The organism is Romboutsia hominis (genome assembly GCF_900002575.1).
Taxonomy (GTDB): Bacteria; Bacillota; Clostridia; order Peptostreptococcales; family Peptostreptococcaceae; genus Romboutsia_C; species Romboutsia_C hominis.
In genome coordinates this window covers 1,797,299-1,817,805 of record NZ_LN650648.1, presented here as the reverse complement: position 1 = coordinate 1,817,805, position 20,507 = coordinate 1,797,299, and the positions used below count along the sequence as shown (strand labels likewise).

Below are 20,507 nucleotides of genomic sequence, written 5' to 3'. Positions count from 1 at the left end.
CAAAAAATTAAACAAGGTGGATAAAATGAATATAAATATAGAAGAAATATTAAAAACATATACAGATAGAAGTAAATACAATTCTGGACATTACATATACAAAAATGGAGTAATTTTAAATAATTATGCTAAACAAAATGGCAGTAAATGTATATTTTATGGAACTGTGTTAGATGAACAAAGAAGAAGAGATTATACATCAATGATAAGTATAAATACTAAAACTAGAGAAATATCAAATGTAAGTTGTGATTGTTTTTCAGAGTCACAAAGTATAAAATCTAATAATTTATGCTCTCACATAGTAGCGATAGTACTAAAGGGTATAGAAGATTTAAATAATGATAAAGAATATGAAAGTAAAGAAGGCACAAAGTTAAATCCAAATATAACATTTAATATATTATCATCAAAAGATGGTTATATGAATGCAAGACTAGAAATAGATGGAATAAGTGAAGGTGAATATAAAAATATATATAATGCATATAAAGAAAACAATAAATTATATAGATTTAAAAGTGGAAATTACTTGGATTTAAGTGAGAAGAATTTAAAAGAATCATTAGAACTAATAGATACTTTGGGGATGTATGAAAATCTTACTTCTATGAAAATAGACAATAATAAATCACTATATCTAAAAAAATATATAGAAGATAATGATAGTTCTATTATAAAAGGAAGTCATCATATAGACAATATAGTCGAGAACTTTAAAAAAGTAGAAAATTTAAAAATTGATCAGCCTAATATAAATGCAAAACTTAGAGAGTATCAGATTAAAGGATATGAATTTTTAAAAACTTTGTCTAGATATGAGTTTGGAGGAATTTTAGCAGATGAGATGGGGTTAGGTAAAACAATACAAACAATAGCTTTTTTACAATCTAATGAAAATAAAAAAGCTATTGTATTAACACCAACATCACTTATTTATAATTGGCTTGAAGAATTTAAAAGATTTTCTCCTAATCTAAAAATAGGTCTAGCTTATAAGTCTAAAAGAGAGGATGTTATAAATCATATAGATAATTATGATGTAATACTTACAACTTATACAACCTACAAAAACGATACAGAAAAATATAAAAATATAAAATTTGATTACTGTATAATAGATGAAGCCCAGAATATAAAAAATCCAGATTCTATAATAGCTAAGTCTGTAAAAAAAATTAATGCAAAAGTTAAGTTTGCGCTAACTGGAACTCCAATAGAAAATAACTTAATAGAGTTATGGTCTATATTTGACTTTGTAATGCCAGGATATTTATATGATAAATCAAAGTTTAAAAAAATATTTTTAGACAAAGGTAATATAGACGATTTAAAAAAGCTTATAAAACCATTTTTATTAAGAAGAACAAAAAAAGAAGTTATAAATGAATTACCAGAAAAAATTGAGCAAAAGTATTATGTAGAGCTTAACAAAGAACATAAAAAGGCATACTTAGGTTTACTTAGTTTAGCTAAAAATAAAATTCAAATAAATGATAATATGTCTGTATTATCTTATTTAACTAAGCTTAGACAGTTAGCGATAGCCCCTGAATTAATGGTTAAAAACTATGAGATAAAAAACTCTAAATTAGAGGTGCTTGTAAAATTGTTAAAAGAAAATAAAGACAAAAAAATATTAGTATTTTCACAGTTTACAAAAGTATTAGAGAAAATAAAAGATAGATTAGACTATGAAAATATAAGCTATAGCTATTTAGATGGAAAAACTAACCCAAAAGATAGAGTTAATTTAGTTAAAGATTTCAATAAAAATAATGATAATGTGTTTTTAATATCGTTAAAAGCAGGAGGTACAGGTTTAAATTTAACTAGTGCATCTATAGTTATACACTTTGACCCATGGTTTAATCCTGCAGTAGAGAATCAAGCAAGTGATAGAGCTCATAGAATAGGGCAAAAAAATGTTGTTAATGTTATAAAACTAATATCTAAAGATACAGTAGAAGAAAAAATTATAAGATTACAAGAAATGAAAAAAGAATTAGTAAAAGAGCTTATAGATAGTAATACAGATAGTGGAAATTTTCTTAGTAAAATGTCAGTAGATGATATAATAGATATAATGTTTGACTAAAAAATTAGAATATAAAATCAAAAATACGAAAAACTACATATAGATGTGATTAATCATAAAAAGGCTAGGATTAAATCTTAGTCTTTTTTATATACATAAATAGTAAATAAGTACATGTATTAACTTTTAAATAATACAAAAGATATATATGTACTTGTGAAAGGAATGAATATAAGTGTATATGACAAAAGATAAATCGTTTTATAAAAGTATAATAGATATATCAATACCAATAGCTATACAAAATTTAATAACAGTATCTGTTAATATGGCAGACACTGTTATGTTAGGTAGACTAGGCGAAGTAGAGTTATCATCAGCAGCTATAGCTAATCATCTTTTTTTTATATTGATGATATTAATGTTTGGGATTTCTGGAGGCTCTAACGTTATGTGCTCTCAATACTATGGGAAAAAAGATATAAAATCAATACACAAGGTAATTACTATTACATACTGGCTAAGTATAGCACTATCAATATTATTTGTATTAGTGGCTATGGTTATGCCAGGTGCATTTATGAAGCTATTTACAGATGATATATCAGTTATATCAATGGGGGAGAAGTATATAAGGATAGTTAGTATAAGTTATGTATTCTATTCATTAACAGTTTCTACTGTCGGTGTACTTAGGTCCATTAAAACTGTTAAAATACCTATGATCATACATAGTATATCTTTATTTATAAATATATTTTTAAATTATATATTAATATTTGGAAGGTTTGGGATAAGTCCATTAGGAATTAAAGGAGCAGCTATTGCAACTGTTATATCTAGGATAATAGAATTTTTTATAATATTTGCATATATAATTTTTAAAGAAAGTAAAATAAAATATAGGTTAAATTATATTTTGAAAATAGATAAAATAATATTTAATGATTATGTAAAAGTAACATATCCCATATTTTTTAATGAACTATGTTGGTCAGTAGGATCGTCTATGATATCTATAATAGTTGGTAGGATGGGGACTAGTGTAGTTGCAGCAAATAGCATAAATAATGTAGTAAATCAATTTGCAACTTTATTTATACAAGGATTATCTAGTGCTTCATCAGTTATAATAGGTAATGCTATAGGTAAAGGAAACTATGAAAAAGTAAAAGAATATGCAAACACTATAATCATACTAAGCATAATAGTTGGAGTTATATCAGCTTTAATGATTTATTTATGTAAAGATGTGATATTAGGATTTTATAATATATCACAAGAAACGAAATTAATATCAAAAGAAATAATGACAGCAACAGCTATAGTAGCATTGTTTAGGTCTTTATCTTCAAATCTTATGATGGGTGTTTTAAGAGGAGGAGGAGATAATAAGTATGTATTTAAATATGAAATGATATTTATGTGGGGATTATCTATACCACTTGGATTTATAGGTGCATTTATATTTAATTTACCAATACCTATTGTATTTTTTCTATTAAAAAGTGATGAAATATTAAAAGGTATAGTTGGATTTATAAGAGTTAAAAGTGGCAATTGGATAAATGATGTAACTCGAGATAAAAAAGATATGTAAATTATATACTATAAAACATTGTATCTATAAATACTTTTGTATTTCTAAAAATGTCTATGTAAAAAATAACATAGACATTTTTAATTGTTGCTATATTCAGAAAATTTATGATTATTAAAATTAATAAATAAAAAAGACTCAAATAAATTTGAGTCTTTAAAACGTATCTATATGATTATAATATAGTTATGTTTTCAGCTTGAGGACCTCTAGCACCTTCAACTATATTAAAGCTTACTTTTTGACCTTCTTCTAAAGTTTTGAATCCATCAACTTGTATAGCTGAGAAATGAGCGAATACATCATCTCCACCTTCTACAGATATAAATCCAAATCCTTTTTCACTATTGAACCATTTTACTATTCCTTGAATCATTTTCAATTCTCCTATAAACCTACATCAAGATTATTTCTTGATTTACTGTAATTTAAGTGTAACACTTATTTAAGCAAATGTACACACTTTTTTTATTTATTTAAATAATTACCTTAAATACTAATAAATATACCTAAATTTTCTAAAAAATATAAAAAAAATGATTGTACAAAAACTAACAATATTATGGTATATTCTTATAAGAGGAGGAATATTATGTCTAAATTTTATATAAAATACTTATGTATGTTTATAGGATTGGGGTCATTTATGACTTATTTACCTGTATACTTAGAAAAAACATTAAACTTTAGTCCATCGCAAATAGGGATTATAGTATCAATACCATCTATAATTGGTATAGCACTTGTACCTATATGGGGGATTATAAGTGATATTATAAAAAAACAAAAGCTTATATTATGGATAAATGTATTAGTAGCATTTTTACTGGGATATTTATATTCAAAAACAACGTCTTTTATACCGATATTTATAGTAGCGATATTTTTTGAAATGTTTAGAAATTCATTATTGCCACTTGCAGATACTATAACAACTTCATATTGTAAAGAACAAAACAAAAATTATGGAAAAGTAAGGGTATTAGGTTCTATAGGATATGCACTATCTGCTTTTATTTGTGGTCATATAATGAATTTAACAGGAAATGATTTGGCATTTTTCTACATGTTTATGTTTAGTATGCTACTATGTTTATTTATAACTCCATATTTAAATACACCTAAAGAAATGGAGTCTAAAGAAAAGTTAAATTTAAAAGTAGATATAAAAAAATTATTTACTAATAAACAATATGTGTTAATACTTTTAGCAAGTATAAGTATTGTTGCCTTAAGTGATGGGGTAAGCGCCTACCAAGGTATACATTTATTAAACTTAGGAGCAGGCAAGGAACTTGTAGGAATGTTGACTGTGTTTATGGTAGCTCCAGAACTTTATTTTATGGTTAAGACCAAAGATCTTTTAAAAAAATATGGAAATACAAAAATGATTACTGTAAGTGCAATTGCACTTTTTATTAGATGGATAATATATACATTTACAAATAATATAGCATTATTTATATTAGCATCAGCTTCTCATGGTGTAGCAATAGCTATAATGACTATAACTGTTTTTGACTTTATAGGAAACGTAGTAGAAAAAAAATTATACACTACAGCCATGACTATATACACTTTTTGTATAGGAATTGGGTCATCAGTTATAAAACTTATATATGGAAATATAATAGACTTATATGGAATGAAAGCCATATTTATATGCTCAATAATAATTTCTATCATAAGTTTTGGAATTATATTTGCAATAAATAAATTAGAATATAAGAATATAAATAATACAAATATAATAAGCGAATAAAAAGGAAGAACATAATTATGTTCTTCCTTTTTTAGATTACCTAACTATAGTATATATCATATATACTATATATAAAGCTATTAATATAAAACCTTGTTTTTTTACAAGACAATTATCTTTTTTCATAAAGATATAAAGTAAAACTGTTATAAATGTCATAAATATTATATCTATAAGAGCAAATGTACTTATAGATATCGGACTTATAGTTGTAGCTAAACCTAAAACTAAAAGTATATTAAATACGTTTGAGCCTATTACATTACCTATAGCTATTTCAGTTTCACCCTTTTTTATAGCCATAATAGAAGTAACAAATTCAGGAAGTGAAGTACCAACTGCAACTATTGTAAGTCCAACTAAGTTTGCACTCATACCAAATGATGTTGCAATAGTCGTGGCAGAATCAACAACCATATCTCCACCAACAATAATTCCTGCTATACCAATTAAACTTAATATAATTGTTTTAAACATAGGAACATCTTCACTTACTTCAGCTTCTATAGCTATAGCACTTTCACCACCAGATAAGTCTTCTTCATTATTAGAGTTTTTAGCACTTTTTACAGTATTTATTAAGAAGTAGGCAAATACTAATAAGAAAAAAATACCTTCAAATCTATTTATATGTAAATCAAGTGAAAATAGTAACAACATAAAGCTTATACCTATTAAAAATGGAGTATCTTTTTTTATAGTATCTTTTTGAACTGGTAACTTTGCAATTATTGCAGATACACCTAACACTACAAGTATGTTAAAAAAGTTAGAGCCTACGATGTTAGCAACACTCATATCATTTTGTCCTGCTAATGAAGATGTAATACTTACTGCGGCTTCAGGTGCAGATGTACCCATAGCTACTATAGTAAGACCTATAACCATAGCTGGAACATTAAATTTTCTAGCAATTGAAGCAGCACCATCGACAAATATGTCAGCACCCTTTATAAGGAAAATAAAACCTAATATTAATATTATAAATGCCATTAATATTCCTCCAAAAATATATATTTATAAAGGACAGTATACCACTTTATGTATTCTTTTGTAAATCATTAAAATATGATGAAACTTAGTTATGCAAAGAATATAATAGATATTTATAATATTAAATTAAGTATGTAACTAATTATCTGCTCTTAATAAATTTAAGTCTTTACCACTCATTATTTTATTCATATTTCTCATAGAACACATCTTACCGCACATTGTACAGCTATCATCATGTTTAGGAGTTGACTCTTTTCTATATCTTCTAGCTTTTTGTGGGTCAATAGCAAGTTCAAACATTTTTTCCCAATCAAGTTCTTGTCTAGCTTTACTCATTTGATTATCTATATCTCTAGATTTAGGAATTTTCTTTGCGATATCTGCAGCATGAGCAGCTATTTTAGTAGCTATAATACCTTCTTTAACATCATCTAAGTTAGGTAGTCTTAAATGTTCTGCTGGGGTTACATAACATAAAAAGTCAGCTCCATAACTAGCAGCTAAGGCACCTCCAATAGCACTTGTTATATGATCATATCCAGGGGCTATATCTGTAACTATAGGACCTAGCACATAAAATGGTGCACCATGACAAAGTTTCTTTTCAAGTAACATATTAGACTCAATTTCATCTAATGACATATGTCCAGGACCTTCTATTATTACTTGAACATTTCGTTTCCACGCTCTTAGAGTAAGTTCACCTAATATCATTAATTCTTTTATTTGACAAGCATCTGAAGAGTCATTTATAGACCCAGGTCTTAGAGCATCTCCAAGGCTTAATGTTAAGTCATATTCTTCGCATATATCAAGTAATTCATCAAAGTATTCATAAAAAGGGTTCTCACGTTGGTTAAGCTCCATCCAAGCATACATTAAAGAACCGCCTCTAGATACTATATTAGTAAGTCTTTTGTTTCTTTTAAAAACAGATGCAGTTTCTTTGTTTATACCAGCATGTACAGTAACGAAGTCTACACCATCATTTGCATGATTTCTTACTACATCTAAAAATTCTTTAGCAGTTATATCTTTTAATTCTTTATCGTAAAAACCAACAGCATCGTATATAGGAACAGTTCCTATCATAGCATTAGAAGATGATATAAGTTTTTTTCTAAATTCTTTGGTTTTACCAAAAGAACTTAAATCCATTATAGCTTCGGCTTTCATATCTAATGCCAAATTAACCTTTTTCATCTCTTCATCAATATCACAACAATCTTTTGATATACCTAAATTTACATTTATTTTGGTTCTTAGATTTTCGCCTACACCTTCAGGATTTAAAGATTTATGATTTTTATTAGCAGGTATTGCTACTTTACCTTTAGATATTAGCTCTCTCAAAATATTAACATCCATATTTTCTTTTTTTGCTACTATTTCCATTTCTTTAGTAATTATCCCCTTTTTAGCAGCATCCATTTGAGTAGTATACATCATATTAAAATCCCCCTTATTATATTTTAATAAATAAAAAAAGCCTTACCATAAGGCAAAGCTTCTCAAAATATGTATTAATAAATAGACTATATTTGTTTTATAGCTATTAATAAACACAAAAGTAACTTTCCTACGGTAGTATAAACTACATCAGGTTCGAAGGGTTAATGAATTTATCATTTCTCAGCCTAAAAGGCACCCCTAGTTAGATATCTTTTCAAAAACATTGTAGTTCTTTATTTATGTATTGTAAAGAAATTTTTTGTACTTATAAAAACGGAAAGGCACCTATCAAAAGATAAGTGCCTTTATTTGGGCTAGCGTAATACTTATATAAAATATAAGTTCCCACTTAACTTAAGAATATCATAATGAATATTATTTGTAAATAAAAAAAGCAATTATAAAAAATTATCAATGCCTTATGTGTTGAAAAAACTATATATTAAAAAGAATAAAAAAAATAAAATATAATAATAGATTAAGAATACTTTTATTGGTGTATATACAATATATAGTATTTGGTTTAAATATTATATCTATAAGTGGTAGATAATGATTAGTAAAACATTAAATAAAAGGTGGGAAAAATGAACTGGATAGAACTAAATAATCAAGTCATAATAAAAAATAAAGAAGGAAAATATCAATTAGAAAAAGATAAAGAAGCATTATACAGTTATATAAATGAATATATAAAACCTAGAACAAAGGTATTTAATAGTCTTGAAGAAAGGCTATCATATTTAATAGATAATAATTACTATTCTAAAGAAGTAATAGAAAGATATGATATAAATTTTATAAAAGAAATAGAAAGAATCATAAAAAATTATGGATTTAAATTTAATTCATATATGAGTGCAAATAAGTTTTATCAAAACTATGCACTTAAGACTAATGACAATAAAGAAATATTAGAAAGCTATAATGATAAAGTTCTCATAGTATCTTTAGCACTTGGAAATGGTGATAAAAATTTAGTAAGAAAATTAGCAGAGAAACTAGTAAAACAAGAATTTCAACCAGCAACACCTACATTTTTAAATGCAGGTAGAGCTAGAGCAGGAGAAATGGTATCGTGCTTTTTGATATCTATAGAAGATAGTACAGAAGGTATATCATATGCAATTTCATCAGCAAATCATTTGTCTAAAATAGGTGGTGGGGTAGCACTTAATCTATCAAGGTTAAGAGCTTCAGGAGACCCTATTAAAGACATAGAAGGAGCAGCAGGCGGTGTGGTAGGAGTTGCCAAAATGCTAGAACAGTCATTTACCTACTTTAACCAAATGGGTGCAAGACAAGGTGCCGGGGCTGTATATTTAAGTGTATTTCATCCAGATTTTGAATTACTTATGGATACCAAAAAGATAAATGCAGATGAAAAAATAAGATTAGCATCATTATCTTTAGGGGCATTAATACCAGATAAATTTATGGAATTGGCAGAGAAAAATGAGGTGGCTTATGCATTTTATCCTCATTCTGTTTATAAAAAATATAATATAAATCTTGATGAGATGGATATGGAAAAATGGTATGATATTTTAAAAAATGATGAAGATATACGAAAAAAAGAAATAAATCCTAGAAAAATGCTAACAAAGATAGCACAGATGCAACAAGAAAGTGGATACCCATATGTTGTATTTTTAGATACTGCAAATAGAGAACATATACTAAAAGACGTTGGTAAAATCAAAATGTCTAATTTATGTTGTGAAATATTTCAATACCAAACACCATCAAATATAAAAGGATATGCTGGAGAAAATATATGGGGACAAGATATAAGTTGCAATTTAGGTTCTTTAAACATTGCTAATGTAATGGATAATAAAGATATAGAAAATACGATTGATACTGCAATAAGAGCATTAACTTTTGTTTCTGATAACACTAGTATAAATGAAGTGCCAACAATAAAAAATGGAAATGATTCGTCACATGCAGTAGGTCTTGGAGCTATGAATTTACATGGATACTTAGTAAGAGAAAATATACTTTATACATCAGAAGAAGCAATAGACTTTTGTAATGTATTTTTTGCAATAGTTAGACATTTTGCTATAAAGTCATCTATGAATATAGCTAAAGAGAGAAATAAAACATTTGTTGGGTTTGAAAAATCAGAATATGCAAAAGGAAAAGATAGTAATGTATTAAAAAAATATTATAAAAATTCATACTTACCTAAGACAGATAAAGTAAAAAAATTGTTTGAAGGTATACATATACCTACAACTAAAGAATGGGAAGCTTTATTAGATGAAGTAAAAGTACATGGATTATATAATGCATACTTAACAGCAATAGCACCAACTCAAAGTATTAGTTATGTTCAAAATGCAACATCAAGTATAATGCCAATTACAGAGCCGGTTGAAGTTAGAACATATGGTGATTCTACAACTATATATCCTATGCCATTTTTAACTAATGAAAACATGCTTTATTACCAATCTGCATATAGAATGGATATGAGAAAAGTTATAGATATAGTTTCAACAGTCCAAAATCATGTTGACCAAGGTATATCAACAACATTATTTGTAACAGATGATAAAACAACTAGAGATATAGCTAGATTATATATATATGCTTACAAAAAAGGACTAAAAAGTCTTTACTACACAAGAACTAAAATGACTAGAGACAACAATGAGTGTCTTATGTGTTCAGTATAAGGGGGAGTACTATGACATTTAAATTAGAAAAAATACACAAAGCAGTAAACTGGAATAAAGAAGATGATGGATTTACTCAAGCCTTTTGGGAACAAAATGTAAAACAATTTTGGTTACCAGAGGAAATATCAGTTTCAAAAGATTTAAAAGTATTTAATGAATTAAATGAAAAAGAAAAAGAATTATATAAAAAAGTATTAGGTGGACTTACATTACTAGACACTAAGCAAGGAAATGATGGGGTACCATCTATGATGAGCCTTACAGATAACCTTCAAAGAAAAGCAGTATTATCATTTATGGGAACTATGGAAGAAATACATGCTAAAAGTTACTCATCTATATTTATGACACTGCTTTCTAATGATGAAATTGAAGAATTATTTAAATGGATAGAAAGTGAAGAAACACTTCAGAAAAAGGCGGACTTAGTACTAGCCCAATATAAAAATACAAAAGATGAAGAAAGTTTATATTTATCTATGGTAACAAGTGTATTCTTAGAAAGCTTTTTATTCTACTCAGGTTTTTTCTATCCACTATATCTAGCAGGCCAAGGTAAAATGGTTGCAAGTGGAGAAATAATATCTCTTATACTTAGAGATGAATCACTACATGGAAAGTATATAGGACTTCTTTCTCAAGAAATATATGAAAAGTTTGAAGAAGCTAAAAAAGAAGAATTAAAAGATAGAATGTACAAAATACTTGAAGATTTAATGGAAAATGAAATAAACTATACAAACACTATATACAAAGATAGCGGTCTTGAAAGTGAAGTTATAAATTTCTTAAAATACAATGCTAATAGGGCATTAGAGAATTTAGGGTTTAATGAATACTATAAAGTAAGTGAAATAAACCCAATAGTACTAAATGGGCTAAGTACAGAAACCAAAAATCACGACTTTTTCTCGACTAAAGGTAATGGATATCAAAAAGGTGTATATGAAGAATTAAAAGATGAAGATTTCTTAATATAAAAAAATCACTTGGATAAAACCAAGTGATTTTTTAGTTTAATGTTTTATATTAGGTAAAAGCATTTTAATAATCTTATAAATCAAAAATACATAATAATATCATTTAAATTTGATAAAAATATATAAGAAAGTTTAAGGAGGTATTAAAATGTCTAAAAAACCAGCAATAAGTAATGCTAAACAAGCTCTAAATCAAATGAAACTAGAAATAGCAAATGAACTAGGAATATCAAATAGTCATATAGATGGATCTAATGATACATCATATAAAAATGGACATATAGGTGGAAACTTAGGTGGTGTGATGAGTAGAAGATTAGTAGAAATGGGTGAAGAACAGCTACTAAGAGAATATAATAAAAAAAATAAATAATTAACAGGCATTGAGTTGAAAGTCAGTAAACAACTCAATGCTTTTTTTAGTAATTAAAACCATTTTAGTGTAAAAAGTTGACGAATTAAGTAGATGAAATTATAATGAAAGTACAAAGTATAACCACGATTAATAGGTAGGCTATATAAAGGAGATTAAGGATGAGTTCAGAGTTAGCAAGACTAAAAGAATTGTATGAAATATTTTTAGATATGGAAAAATATTCAGTATTATTACCAACAGAAAAGAGGCTTTCAGATTTCGTAAAGGTTACGTTAGACAAAGAACATGAAGTAGTGTATTTAAAAGAAGAAAAACAAGAAAGAAAGTTAAATTCAGATGGGTTTAAGATAAATTTAATTTGTATATTAGAAAGTGTAGAAGATTTTTTAGATAATTCTAATATTATTGATAGATTTAGTGAAGTTGAAGAAGGAAAACTTAGTGAAGAAGAATATATAAAGTATGCAGGTGGTATTTGCTTGGCTAGAGGTAAATATGATAAGATAATTTCAAAACTTTATGTTATATAAATATATATTATGCCTTTAAGTAGATGCTTAAGGGCTATTATTAAAAAAAGACAGAATTTATTTCTGTCTTTTTTTAATAATAAACTGAAAAATAAAGCTATATAAAATTAATGACTAAGGAGCATGATTAAAGGGATAGTAATATTATTACTAAAAAAATATATTATATACATTTATGTTAAATAAGTAGTTAAATATTACAAATTTATAATAACTCTTGAAAAAATAATGACGTGTGAGTTAAGATGATTTTAAGAAAATAAAAAATAAGATTATAGATGCGGGTATAATGATTAGATTTAACTAAGGTTATAGGGATTTTGACATATAAAGATATTTATAAATAATAAATGAACAGAAGGAGCATATCATATGAGAAAATTATTTACAGAGTGGGCGATGGATATAGCCGAAGATAGTAAAGTTAGAAGTACGTGTGTTTCAAGACAAGTAGGAGCTGTAATTATAAAAGGAAAGCAAATTATAGCTACAGGTTATAATGGAAGTCCTGCTGGAACTATTCATTGTTCAGATATTGGCTATTGCGAGAGAAAAAAAAGAGGTATACCTTCAGGACAAGGCTTAGAACTATGTCGAGCTGGGCATGCTGAAGCAAATGCTATAATACAATGTGCTAAACATGGAATAAGCTGTGAAGGAGCTACATTGTATGCTACTACTCAACCTTGTGTATTTTGCTCAATATCTATTATTCAAGCAGGAATAAAAAAAGTAATATTTAAAGGAGAGTATCCTACAGGCTTAGGCCAGCAGCTATTTGAAGAAGCTGGAATAGAATACATTAAATATGAAGATGCATTAAAACAAGAGCAAGAAGAACAAGAAGCTAAACGTGAGAAAGAGAAGAAACGTGTTCAAGAATTCTTAAGTAAGCCAAGGAGCTATTAAAAGGCTAGGCTAAACAATTTAGCTTTTATAGAAAAATATATAATAATTCATTGTTTATTTATATTCAACAATGATTACTGTAAAAAGATATATTAAATATAAACAAAGCTACTTAACATATGTTAAGTAGCTTTGTTTATATTTAATAGTGTTGAGTTTAATATAATATTTTACCTTAAATACTTTCTATAGTAATATACAATCATAAAAAAAGCACCACATGAAGCATCTATTAAATCCATCATGGTATCTTTTAAACCGCCAGATTGCGTATTCATCTTAAATAAGACATCTAGTAAATATTCACATATTTCACAAATTGCTGATATGCCCATTGCAAAGAAGAAAAGAATCATACATATTAAAAGTTTATTATTTTTACTACTAATATTTTTTAGTATATTAAATCCAATTTTAACAGATATAAATCCAGACCAAAAATGAAGAAAATCATCATAAAATGGGATTATATCGTAAAGTCTATAACATGAACCTAGTAAAAAAGAAGATAATATAAAAATGTTTCCAATTATGTACAATGGGCAGTCAAGTATAGCTAAGTTTTTTAAATAAGCTTTAGTAAGCACAAAAGTAATTATAAGCGAAATTAAGCTAATTACGCTTTTTCCAAATTCTTTGTTAAATAGAAAAAATATTATAGATAAAATATAAATAATGTAAAGTAATATACTAAATTTCTTAATATCTTTATGTTTCATAGCAATTCCTACCTTCCATAATTATTATATTATTATGTGCATACGTATAAATAAAATGTAAGTTTAATTTATATAATTTAATTTAGCTGAAATATAAAAAAATAAATAGAAAAATAAATTATTTTGTTTTAAAACTTACTAATTTGGGTATATATGTATTAGAAATATTAGAAAAATAGTAAAAAATGGTATAATACAAATTAACAATAGGAGTGATGAGCATGAGTTTAGCAAAAAAAATAGAACAAAAGAAAAAAGCTAAAAAAGCAAAAGAAAGAAATAAAAAGATAAAAATAGCTACACTAGGTGTTGCAACAGGTGCTATAACAGGAATACTAGGTGGGGTTTTATTAGCTCCTAAGTCAGGAAAAGAAACTAGAGAAGATATAAAAAATACAGCTAAAGATATAAACACAAATGTAAGTGAAAAGGCTGCCAAAACAAAAGAAAAATTAACTACAAATGTAAATGAATCTAAGAGAAGAATAAAAGAGTATTTAGATAGTAAAAAGAAAGAAAATGAAGACGTAGTAGATACTAATGTTGTAGAATTATTACAAGCTCCACAAGAAGCTAAGGATAAAGAATAATTGCTATGGAGAATAACATTATGTACATAGATTTAAATGTAATATATATAATACTAGCATTATTAGGTATAGGTGCATTAATATTTTTAATAATAACTTTAAAAAATATTAATGAATTTATTAAAAATATCAATACAGTGGTATCAACAAATTCTGATGACATACATACAGTAGTAGGTAAATTACCTAATTTAGTTGATAATATCAGCGATATTAGTGAAAATGTAAAAGACGTTGCGGAAGTTGCAACAGATGTAACAGCAGATATAGTAGTGGCTAAAGAAAATGTAAAATCTAATGTTGAGATATTTACTGAAATATTAAATATATTAAAATCTGTATTTATTAATAAATAGTCATAAAAGTCATAATTAAATCATAATTTAATTATGACTTTTTTATTTGCTAATATATCATAATAAATTAAGATGTATAAAAAATTAATATATATAATTTATAAGTAGATTTATTAGAATAATTAAAAAATAATATTGACAAAATTGTGAAAATTAACTATTATATAAATAATTAAATAATTCTTATCAAGAGTGGCGGAGGGACTGGCCCGACGAAGCCCAGCAACCAGTATTATTATACGGGTGCTAAATCCTGCAGCATAAGCTGAAAGATGAGAGTATAATTTTTGCTGTCAAAGCCTGAGTTATCTCAGGTTTTTTTTATTAAAAAATATCAGGTATATTTAAATAAATTAAAATTATACTCTTTAGAAGTTTTAATATAAAGGGAGGTATATTATGAAAGAAGAAGCAAAAAAAGGTAGTATATTAGGATTATTACCACTGGGTGTATTTTTAATAGTATTTTTAGGTAGCGGGGTAATAACTGGGGATTTTTATAAAATGCCAGCAATAGTAGCATTTATAATCGCAACTATAGTAGGATTTTCTCTTAATAGAAAAGTTAGTTTAGGAGAAAAGATAGAAGTATTTTGTAAAGGAGCAGGTAATATAGATATAATATCTATGATTATGATATTTATACTTGCAGGTTCTTTTTCAAGTGTAGCTAAGGCAATGGGAGGTGTTGACTCAACTGTTAATTTAAGTTTATCAATTCTTCCTCCTAATCTTTTAGTATCAGGGTTATTTGTAATAGGATGTTTTATATCTATATCTATGGGAACATCAATGGGAACAATAGCAGCACTTGGGCCAATAGGCATAGGAATTGCAGCTAAAACAGGAATACCAGCACCATTAGTAATAGGAGCTGTTGTAGGTGGAGCTATGTTTGGAGATAATTTATCTATGATATCAGACACTACAATAGCAGCAACCAAAACTCAAGGATGTGAATTAAAAGATAAATTTAGAGTAAATTTCTTAATAGTTTTACCAGCAGCTATTATAACTGCTATATTATTAGCTACTATAACATCAGGGTATAGTTTAGGTGGTAGCACAAGCTATAGATATGATTTTATAAAAGTTTTACCATATTTAGGCGTTTTAGTAGGGGCTTTATGTGGAGTAAATGTATTTGTTTTACTTAGTTTTGGAGTAGTATTTGCAGGTGCAATAGGATTATTTACAAATTCATTTGGGTTATTTGGATTTATAGAAGCTATATCAGGTGGTATATCAGGAATGTATGAATTATGTCTACTTGTTATAATAATCGGAGGACTTGTAGAACTTATAAAATTAAATGGTGGAATAGACTTTATACTTAATTTTATAAGTAGTAAAATAAAAACTAAAAAAGGTGCAGAGTTTGGTATAGCAGCATTAGTAAGTATAGTAGATTTATGTACAGCAAACAACACTATAGCAATAGTAACAGCAGGGCCACTTGCAAAAGATATAGCTACAAAATTTGATATAGATAATAGAAAAACTGCAAGTATATTAGATATATTCTCATCTTGTTGGCAAGGCATAGTTCCATATGGTGCACAAGTATTAACAGCTGCAGGGATGGTAGGAATATCTCCTGTTGAATTAATTAAATATCTACATTATCCTTGGTTAATGTTAGCTTGTGGAATAATAGCTATAACATTTGGTATTCCAAACTTAAATAAAGTTAATAAAAGGAAAAAAGAAGTAGCTTAATGTAACTATAAAATTTTAGTTTCATATAATATAATAAAAGCAATACTGGAGGAGATTATGGCATTAGGTGACTATGATTTCTTAGTAGGAGTAGTATCGACTTTTATAATAACATCATCCTATGAAATATCAATATATACTATAAATCAAGCTCGATGTATAGTTAAATCATATAAGTATATGAAACATAATAATACTTAAAAAGTGAAGTTTTAAAACTTCACTTTTTTTACGCTTAAGGAAATTATGATATTTCAAAAATTAGTAGATAATTATTACAGTTAAGTAATACCAATCAGTTTAGCGAGTGTAAAAAATAAACTTAATATTTTTACATTCGTACAATAATAGTTAAATTAACTGAAATATCACATAAAGTTTATAATTAGCATAATTATAATAAATATTATTATGAGAAGGTGAAATATTATTTATGAATAGATACTATAGACAGATAGATTACAGCAAATTTGATAAAAATATGGAAGAGTTTGTAAATGAGAATCATATAAAAAGTGATACAGGCTATATTATAATTACATCTACTAAAGATAAACTTACCTATATATTAAAAAAAGTAGATTATAGATTTAAGGTACTGCACGTTTGGAGTAGCACTGTAGGAAAAAGCTCAACTCCTACAATAAAGGGTATATTTAAGTCAGGTATAAAGTATCCTGCTATAGGGGGAGAAAAAAGTTCAGCAAAATATGCAATGAATATAGTAGATGATTACTATTACCACTCAATACTATATGATCCTAAGGGACTTTATGTAATAGATGATAGACTTGGAGTAGCTATAAGTATGGGATGTATAAGATTAGCTACAGAAAATGCTAGATGGATGTATGATAATATACCTATTAATACTACTATAATAATAAAATAGTTATATAAAAATATAAATATCAAATAATAGTTATAAGAAATAAAAAGGAGATAATTTTATGATTAGCTTTGACCCTATTGAATGGATTGGATATTCAGCATCCTTATTTATAGTTATATCATTAACGATGACATCTATAGTAAAGCTTAGAATTATAAATTCTATAGGATGTTTTTTATTTGTAGTTTACGGATTATATGTAAAAGCATATCCTGTTGCCATATCTAATGCGCTTATAATTATTATAAATATATATAATTTATATAATATTTATAAATATAAAGAAAAAAATTAAATTACAAAATATTATTTAATAGCGTAGATATTTTATCTATGCTATTTTTTGTTAAAAGTAAATATTTTCTATATTAATAGATTAGATAAACTAAAATATTAAAAAGGTATAATATTTTAAATAACAATAGTGAGATAAAATATGTTTATTAACTAAGTAAATTGATATATTATATATAATAATAAAAATTATAATTAAAATAGAAAAGAGGACTAAATGTGAATAAAACAATAAGAGAGATTGATAAGGATATAAATAGATGCAAAAACTTAATTGAAGAAAATAACTATTTAGAAATAGTTATAGGATTAGAAGAACTAATAGATAAATATAATTCATGTATAGAAAATATAAAAAAATATGATGGTAGAGTATGGAATTACTCAAAATCTGATTTAGAAAAATTAATGAAAGAATTAGTAGGATACAAAAAAGAATTAAGTATAAGAGAATATAAAAAGGAATTAACTAAATTAGTAGATTCTTCAATAGATTATATTAAAAATCATGATACACTAAATAAAAGTAAAAAAATAAATATTATAGAAGTAATAAGAGATCTTCATAATATAAGCAATGAAGATCTAGGTAAAGAAAAGCTTTGGGAAGAGTTAAGAATATATATAAGGTTAGCAAGTGATGAAGATATAGAAGTAGGGAGTAAGTTGATATCTATTATTAACTATGTATTAGATTTTGACAAAGCTAAAAACTTAGTTCAATAATTACAAATAAATTAAACTAAGATAATATATTAAAATAAATTTATACTTTAGAATTATCTGTATATGATACATTATACAAATCATTTCTACGATGCTTTAATAAAGGTAGTTGATTTCTTATTTTTTCAACATATGAAAAGTCGATATCTGCTATAAAGTAGCCCTCTTTTTCATCTAATCTATTTAATACTTCCCCAAATGGAGAAACTAAAATAGAGTTTCCATAAGATATATAAGAAGAATTATTGTTTCGGGAAGAAGAACATCCTATTGTATAAACTTGATTATCAACAGCTCTAGATTTAAATAGTAGCTCCCAATGAATAGGTCCTGTAGTCATGTTGAATGATGCAGGAACTATTATAGCCTTAGCGCCTTTATCAACCATTATTTTGCATATCTCAAAAAATCTAAAATCATAGCAAATACAAAGACCAATTTTTCCAAATTCAGTATCAAATACTGTAACATCATTTCCAGATGATAATGTATCAGATTCTAAAAATTTTTGGCCAGTATCTATAGAAATATCAAATAGATGTATTTTTCTATGTTTTGCTATCTTATTTCCACATCGATCAAAAACATAAGAAGTATTATATATTTTACTATTATCTTTTTCAGGAATGGATCCAGCTACCAAATATATATTATATTTTTTAGCTATATCAGATAAAATATTATAAAGATTTCCTCCTTCTACCTCACAATAAACAGGAAAATTCTTATTATCATAAGGACAGCAAAACATTTCTGGAAGTATAACTAAATCTATTTTAGATTTATTAATGGCTAAATTTATATATCTCTCTATAGTGGATATATTCTTTAATTTATTAGAATTAACATCTATTTGTATAACTAAAGTTTTTATAAAAATCACCTCAATTTAATTAAATCTAGTATAAGATATTTATATTTTAATAGTAGTTTATCTATACAAACATTGCATTAAAAAAATGAAAATATATGAAATCAACTTATAAAGTAACAAATAAAATAATGGACACATATTATATAAAGAATGAACATTGTCATCAAGGGGGATTTAAAATGGATTGTTTACAAATAAAAGAAGGAAAATCTTTAGTTAGAGTATTTCAGGCCGCTCCACAAATCGGTAAAGTAGACATTTATATTGATGGGGCACTTGTATTTAGCGGATTAGATTTTATGGAATTTACAGAGTATGTAGAGTTAGAAGAAGGAGAACATACAGTAGGTATATACTTATCTGGAACTACTGAAAATCCAGTTATAAATCAAATGCTTGAAGTAGATGAAGGGCAAATGTATACCGTAGCAGTGACAGGGAATATAGGGGATTTATCTTTATTAGTTATAAAAGACTATTCAGAAAAACAACCATCAAGCGAATATTCTACATTTAGAGTTATACATTTATCACCAAATGCACCAGCAGTAGATATACTAGTAAATGGAGAGACATTCTTTGAAGATATCGGATTTAGAGAGGGAACTAGTTATGTAGATGTAAACCCAGGAACGTATAATGTAAAATTAGTAGTAAGTGAAAGTAAAGATGTAGTTTTTCCGTTAAGGGTTAAATTAAATCCAGATAGAATATATACTATATATGCAATTGGTCAATTAGGTAGTTTAGGTGTTATACAATCAGTTGATGGGAATACTTATTTATGTAAAGAAGCTTAATTTATATTAAATACTAAAATATAAGAGAAGCATACCTTTGAACATATTAACAGTTTAATGGTATGCTTAATTTATAATTGATAGAATAAATTTAGTAATAAAAAATATAATAAATAATATCAAAATAAAAATATAATCTACAAAAAATAATAAATAACAATAAATTTTGACATCATATTGTAGTTAATGTAATATATTGAGAGA

At 26.2% G+C, this 20,507-nt stretch carries 21 protein-coding genes and 2 riboswitches; of the genes, 16 read left to right on the top strand and 5 right to left on the bottom strand.

Annotated features, from left to right (window positions below; all coding sequences use genetic code 11):
• The first annotated feature begins 25 nt into the window (after positions 1-25).
• Positions 26-2,098 carry a DEAD/DEAH box helicase gene (locus FRIFI_RS08780; RefSeq protein ID WP_166505639.1) on the top strand — a complete coding sequence of 691 codons (2,073 nt, stop codon included), beginning with the start codon at positions 26-28 and terminating at the stop codon, positions 2,096-2,098.
• 181 nt (positions 2,099-2,279) lie between these two features.
• Positions 2,280-3,638 (top strand): MATE family efflux transporter, encoded by a 1,359-nt coding sequence (locus FRIFI_RS08775; protein ID WP_240276257.1) that lies wholly within the window; start codon positions 2,280-2,282, stop codon positions 3,636-3,638.
• A 175-nt stretch (positions 3,639-3,813) separates the two neighbouring features.
• On the opposite strand, the gene FRIFI_RS08770 is transcribed toward FRIFI_RS08775, so the two are convergent.
• Positions 3,814-4,014: a cold-shock protein gene (locus tag FRIFI_RS08770; protein ID WP_092925171.1), complete on the bottom strand. Its 201-nt coding sequence runs from the start codon at positions 4,012-4,014 to the stop codon at positions 3,814-3,816.
• A 216-nt stretch (positions 4,015-4,230) separates the two neighbouring features.
• On the opposite strand from FRIFI_RS08770, the gene FRIFI_RS08765 reads away from it, so the two are divergent.
• Positions 4,231-5,400, top strand: a complete 1,170-nt coding sequence (locus FRIFI_RS08765; RefSeq protein WP_166505637.1) for an MFS transporter — start codon at positions 4,231-4,233, stop codon at positions 5,398-5,400.
• A 36-nt stretch (positions 5,401-5,436) separates the two neighbouring features.
• On the opposite strand, the gene FRIFI_RS08760 is transcribed toward FRIFI_RS08765, so the two are convergent.
• Complete coding sequence (locus FRIFI_RS08760; protein ID WP_092925175.1) at positions 5,437-6,393, bottom strand: calcium/sodium antiporter; 957 nt, start codon at positions 6,391-6,393, stop codon at positions 5,437-5,439.
• Positions 6,394-6,531: 138 nt separating this feature from the next.
• The gene (gene thiC / locus FRIFI_RS08755) at positions 6,532-7,845 is read right to left on the bottom strand and encodes a phosphomethylpyrimidine synthase ThiC (RefSeq protein WP_092925177.1); all 1,314 of its coding nucleotides are present in this window, start codon (positions 7,843-7,845) and stop codon (positions 6,532-6,534) included.
• A 110-nt stretch (positions 7,846-7,955) separates the two neighbouring features.
• Positions 7,956-8,058: riboswitch (TPP riboswitch) on the bottom strand.
• 377 nt (positions 8,059-8,435) lie between these two features.
• Between thiC and nrdE the strand changes: the two genes are divergently transcribed.
• From nrdE to FRIFI_RS08730, 5 genes are all read left to right on the top strand, one after another.
• Entirely contained in the window at positions 8,436-10,535 is a 2,100-nt protein-coding gene (nrdE, locus tag FRIFI_RS08750; protein ID WP_166505636.1) for a class 1b ribonucleoside-diphosphate reductase subunit alpha, read from the top strand.
• Positions 10,536-10,546: 11 nt separating this feature from the next.
• Positions 10,547-11,518: a class 1b ribonucleoside-diphosphate reductase subunit beta gene (gene nrdF / locus FRIFI_RS08745; RefSeq protein ID WP_166505635.1), complete on the top strand. Its 972-nt coding sequence runs from the start codon at positions 10,547-10,549 to the stop codon at positions 11,516-11,518.
• Positions 11,519-11,666: 148 nt separating this feature from the next.
• Positions 11,667-11,891: an alpha/beta-type small acid-soluble spore protein gene (locus FRIFI_RS08740; protein ID WP_092925184.1), complete on the top strand. Its 225-nt coding sequence runs from the start codon at positions 11,667-11,669 to the stop codon at positions 11,889-11,891.
• Between the two features lie 161 nt (positions 11,892-12,052).
• A complete protein-coding gene (locus FRIFI_RS08735; RefSeq protein ID WP_092925186.1) occupies positions 12,053-12,424 on the top strand; it encodes a hypothetical protein in 372 nt (123 codons plus the stop codon).
• Between the two features lie 372 nt (positions 12,425-12,796).
• Positions 12,797-13,333, top strand: coding sequence for a deoxycytidylate deaminase (locus tag FRIFI_RS08730; RefSeq protein ID WP_092925188.1), 537 nt, complete (start codon positions 12,797-12,799; stop codon positions 13,331-13,333).
• A gap of 170 nt (positions 13,334-13,503) precedes the next feature.
• Here the strand turns inward: FRIFI_RS08730 and FRIFI_RS08725 are convergent, their stop codons facing one another.
• Complete coding sequence (locus tag FRIFI_RS08725) at positions 13,504-14,052, bottom strand: DUF2238 domain-containing protein (protein ID WP_166505634.1); 549 nt, start codon at positions 14,050-14,052, stop codon at positions 13,504-13,506.
• A 221-nt stretch (positions 14,053-14,273) separates the two neighbouring features.
• Between FRIFI_RS08725 and FRIFI_RS08720 the strand changes: the two genes are divergently transcribed.
• The 7 genes from FRIFI_RS08720 to FRIFI_RS08690 all read left to right on the top strand — a co-directional run bounded on the left by FRIFI_RS08720 (position 14,274) and on the right by FRIFI_RS08690 (position 18,629).
• Positions 14,274-14,642, top strand: a complete 369-nt coding sequence (locus FRIFI_RS08720) for a YtxH domain-containing protein (RefSeq protein WP_240275736.1) — start codon at positions 14,274-14,276, stop codon at positions 14,640-14,642.
• Positions 14,643-14,662: 20 nt separating this feature from the next.
• Complete coding sequence (locus tag FRIFI_RS08715; protein ID WP_092925194.1) at positions 14,663-14,998, top strand: hypothetical protein; 336 nt, start codon at positions 14,663-14,665, stop codon at positions 14,996-14,998.
• Positions 14,999-15,178: 180 nt separating this feature from the next.
• Positions 15,179-15,277, top strand: a riboswitch (SAM riboswitch).
• 120 nt (positions 15,278-15,397) lie between these two features.
• Entirely contained in the window at positions 15,398-16,717 is a 1,320-nt protein-coding gene (locus FRIFI_RS08710; RefSeq protein ID WP_166505633.1) for a Na+/H+ antiporter NhaC family protein, read from the top strand.
• A 57-nt stretch (positions 16,718-16,774) separates the two neighbouring features.
• The gene (locus FRIFI_RS08705; protein ID WP_166505632.1) at positions 16,775-16,918 is read left to right on the top strand and encodes a hypothetical protein; all 144 of its coding nucleotides are present in this window, start codon (positions 16,775-16,777) and stop codon (positions 16,916-16,918) included.
• 232 nt (positions 16,919-17,150) lie between these two features.
• The gene (locus FRIFI_RS08700; protein WP_092925198.1) at positions 17,151-17,609 is read left to right on the top strand and encodes a L,D-transpeptidase family protein; all 459 of its coding nucleotides are present in this window, start codon (positions 17,151-17,153) and stop codon (positions 17,607-17,609) included.
• 58 nt (positions 17,610-17,667) lie between these two features.
• Complete coding sequence (locus FRIFI_RS08695) at positions 17,668-17,904, top strand: YgjV family protein (protein WP_166505631.1); 237 nt, start codon at positions 17,668-17,670, stop codon at positions 17,902-17,904.
• Positions 17,905-18,122: 218 nt separating this feature from the next.
• Positions 18,123-18,629, top strand: coding sequence for a hypothetical protein (locus FRIFI_RS08690; RefSeq protein ID WP_166505630.1), 507 nt, complete (start codon positions 18,123-18,125; stop codon positions 18,627-18,629).
• 40 nt (positions 18,630-18,669) lie between these two features.
• Here the strand turns inward: FRIFI_RS08690 and FRIFI_RS08685 are convergent, their stop codons facing one another.
• Positions 18,670-19,512 carry a carbon-nitrogen hydrolase family protein gene (locus FRIFI_RS08685; protein ID WP_092925204.1) on the bottom strand — a complete coding sequence of 281 codons (843 nt, stop codon included), beginning with the start codon at positions 19,510-19,512 and terminating at the stop codon, positions 18,670-18,672.
• A 170-nt stretch (positions 19,513-19,682) separates the two neighbouring features.
• Between FRIFI_RS08685 and FRIFI_RS08680 the strand changes: the two genes are divergently transcribed.
• Positions 19,683-20,303, top strand: coding sequence for a DUF4397 domain-containing protein (locus FRIFI_RS08680; RefSeq protein WP_166505629.1), 621 nt, complete (start codon positions 19,683-19,685; stop codon positions 20,301-20,303).
• Positions 20,304-20,507: the final 204 nt, after the last annotated feature.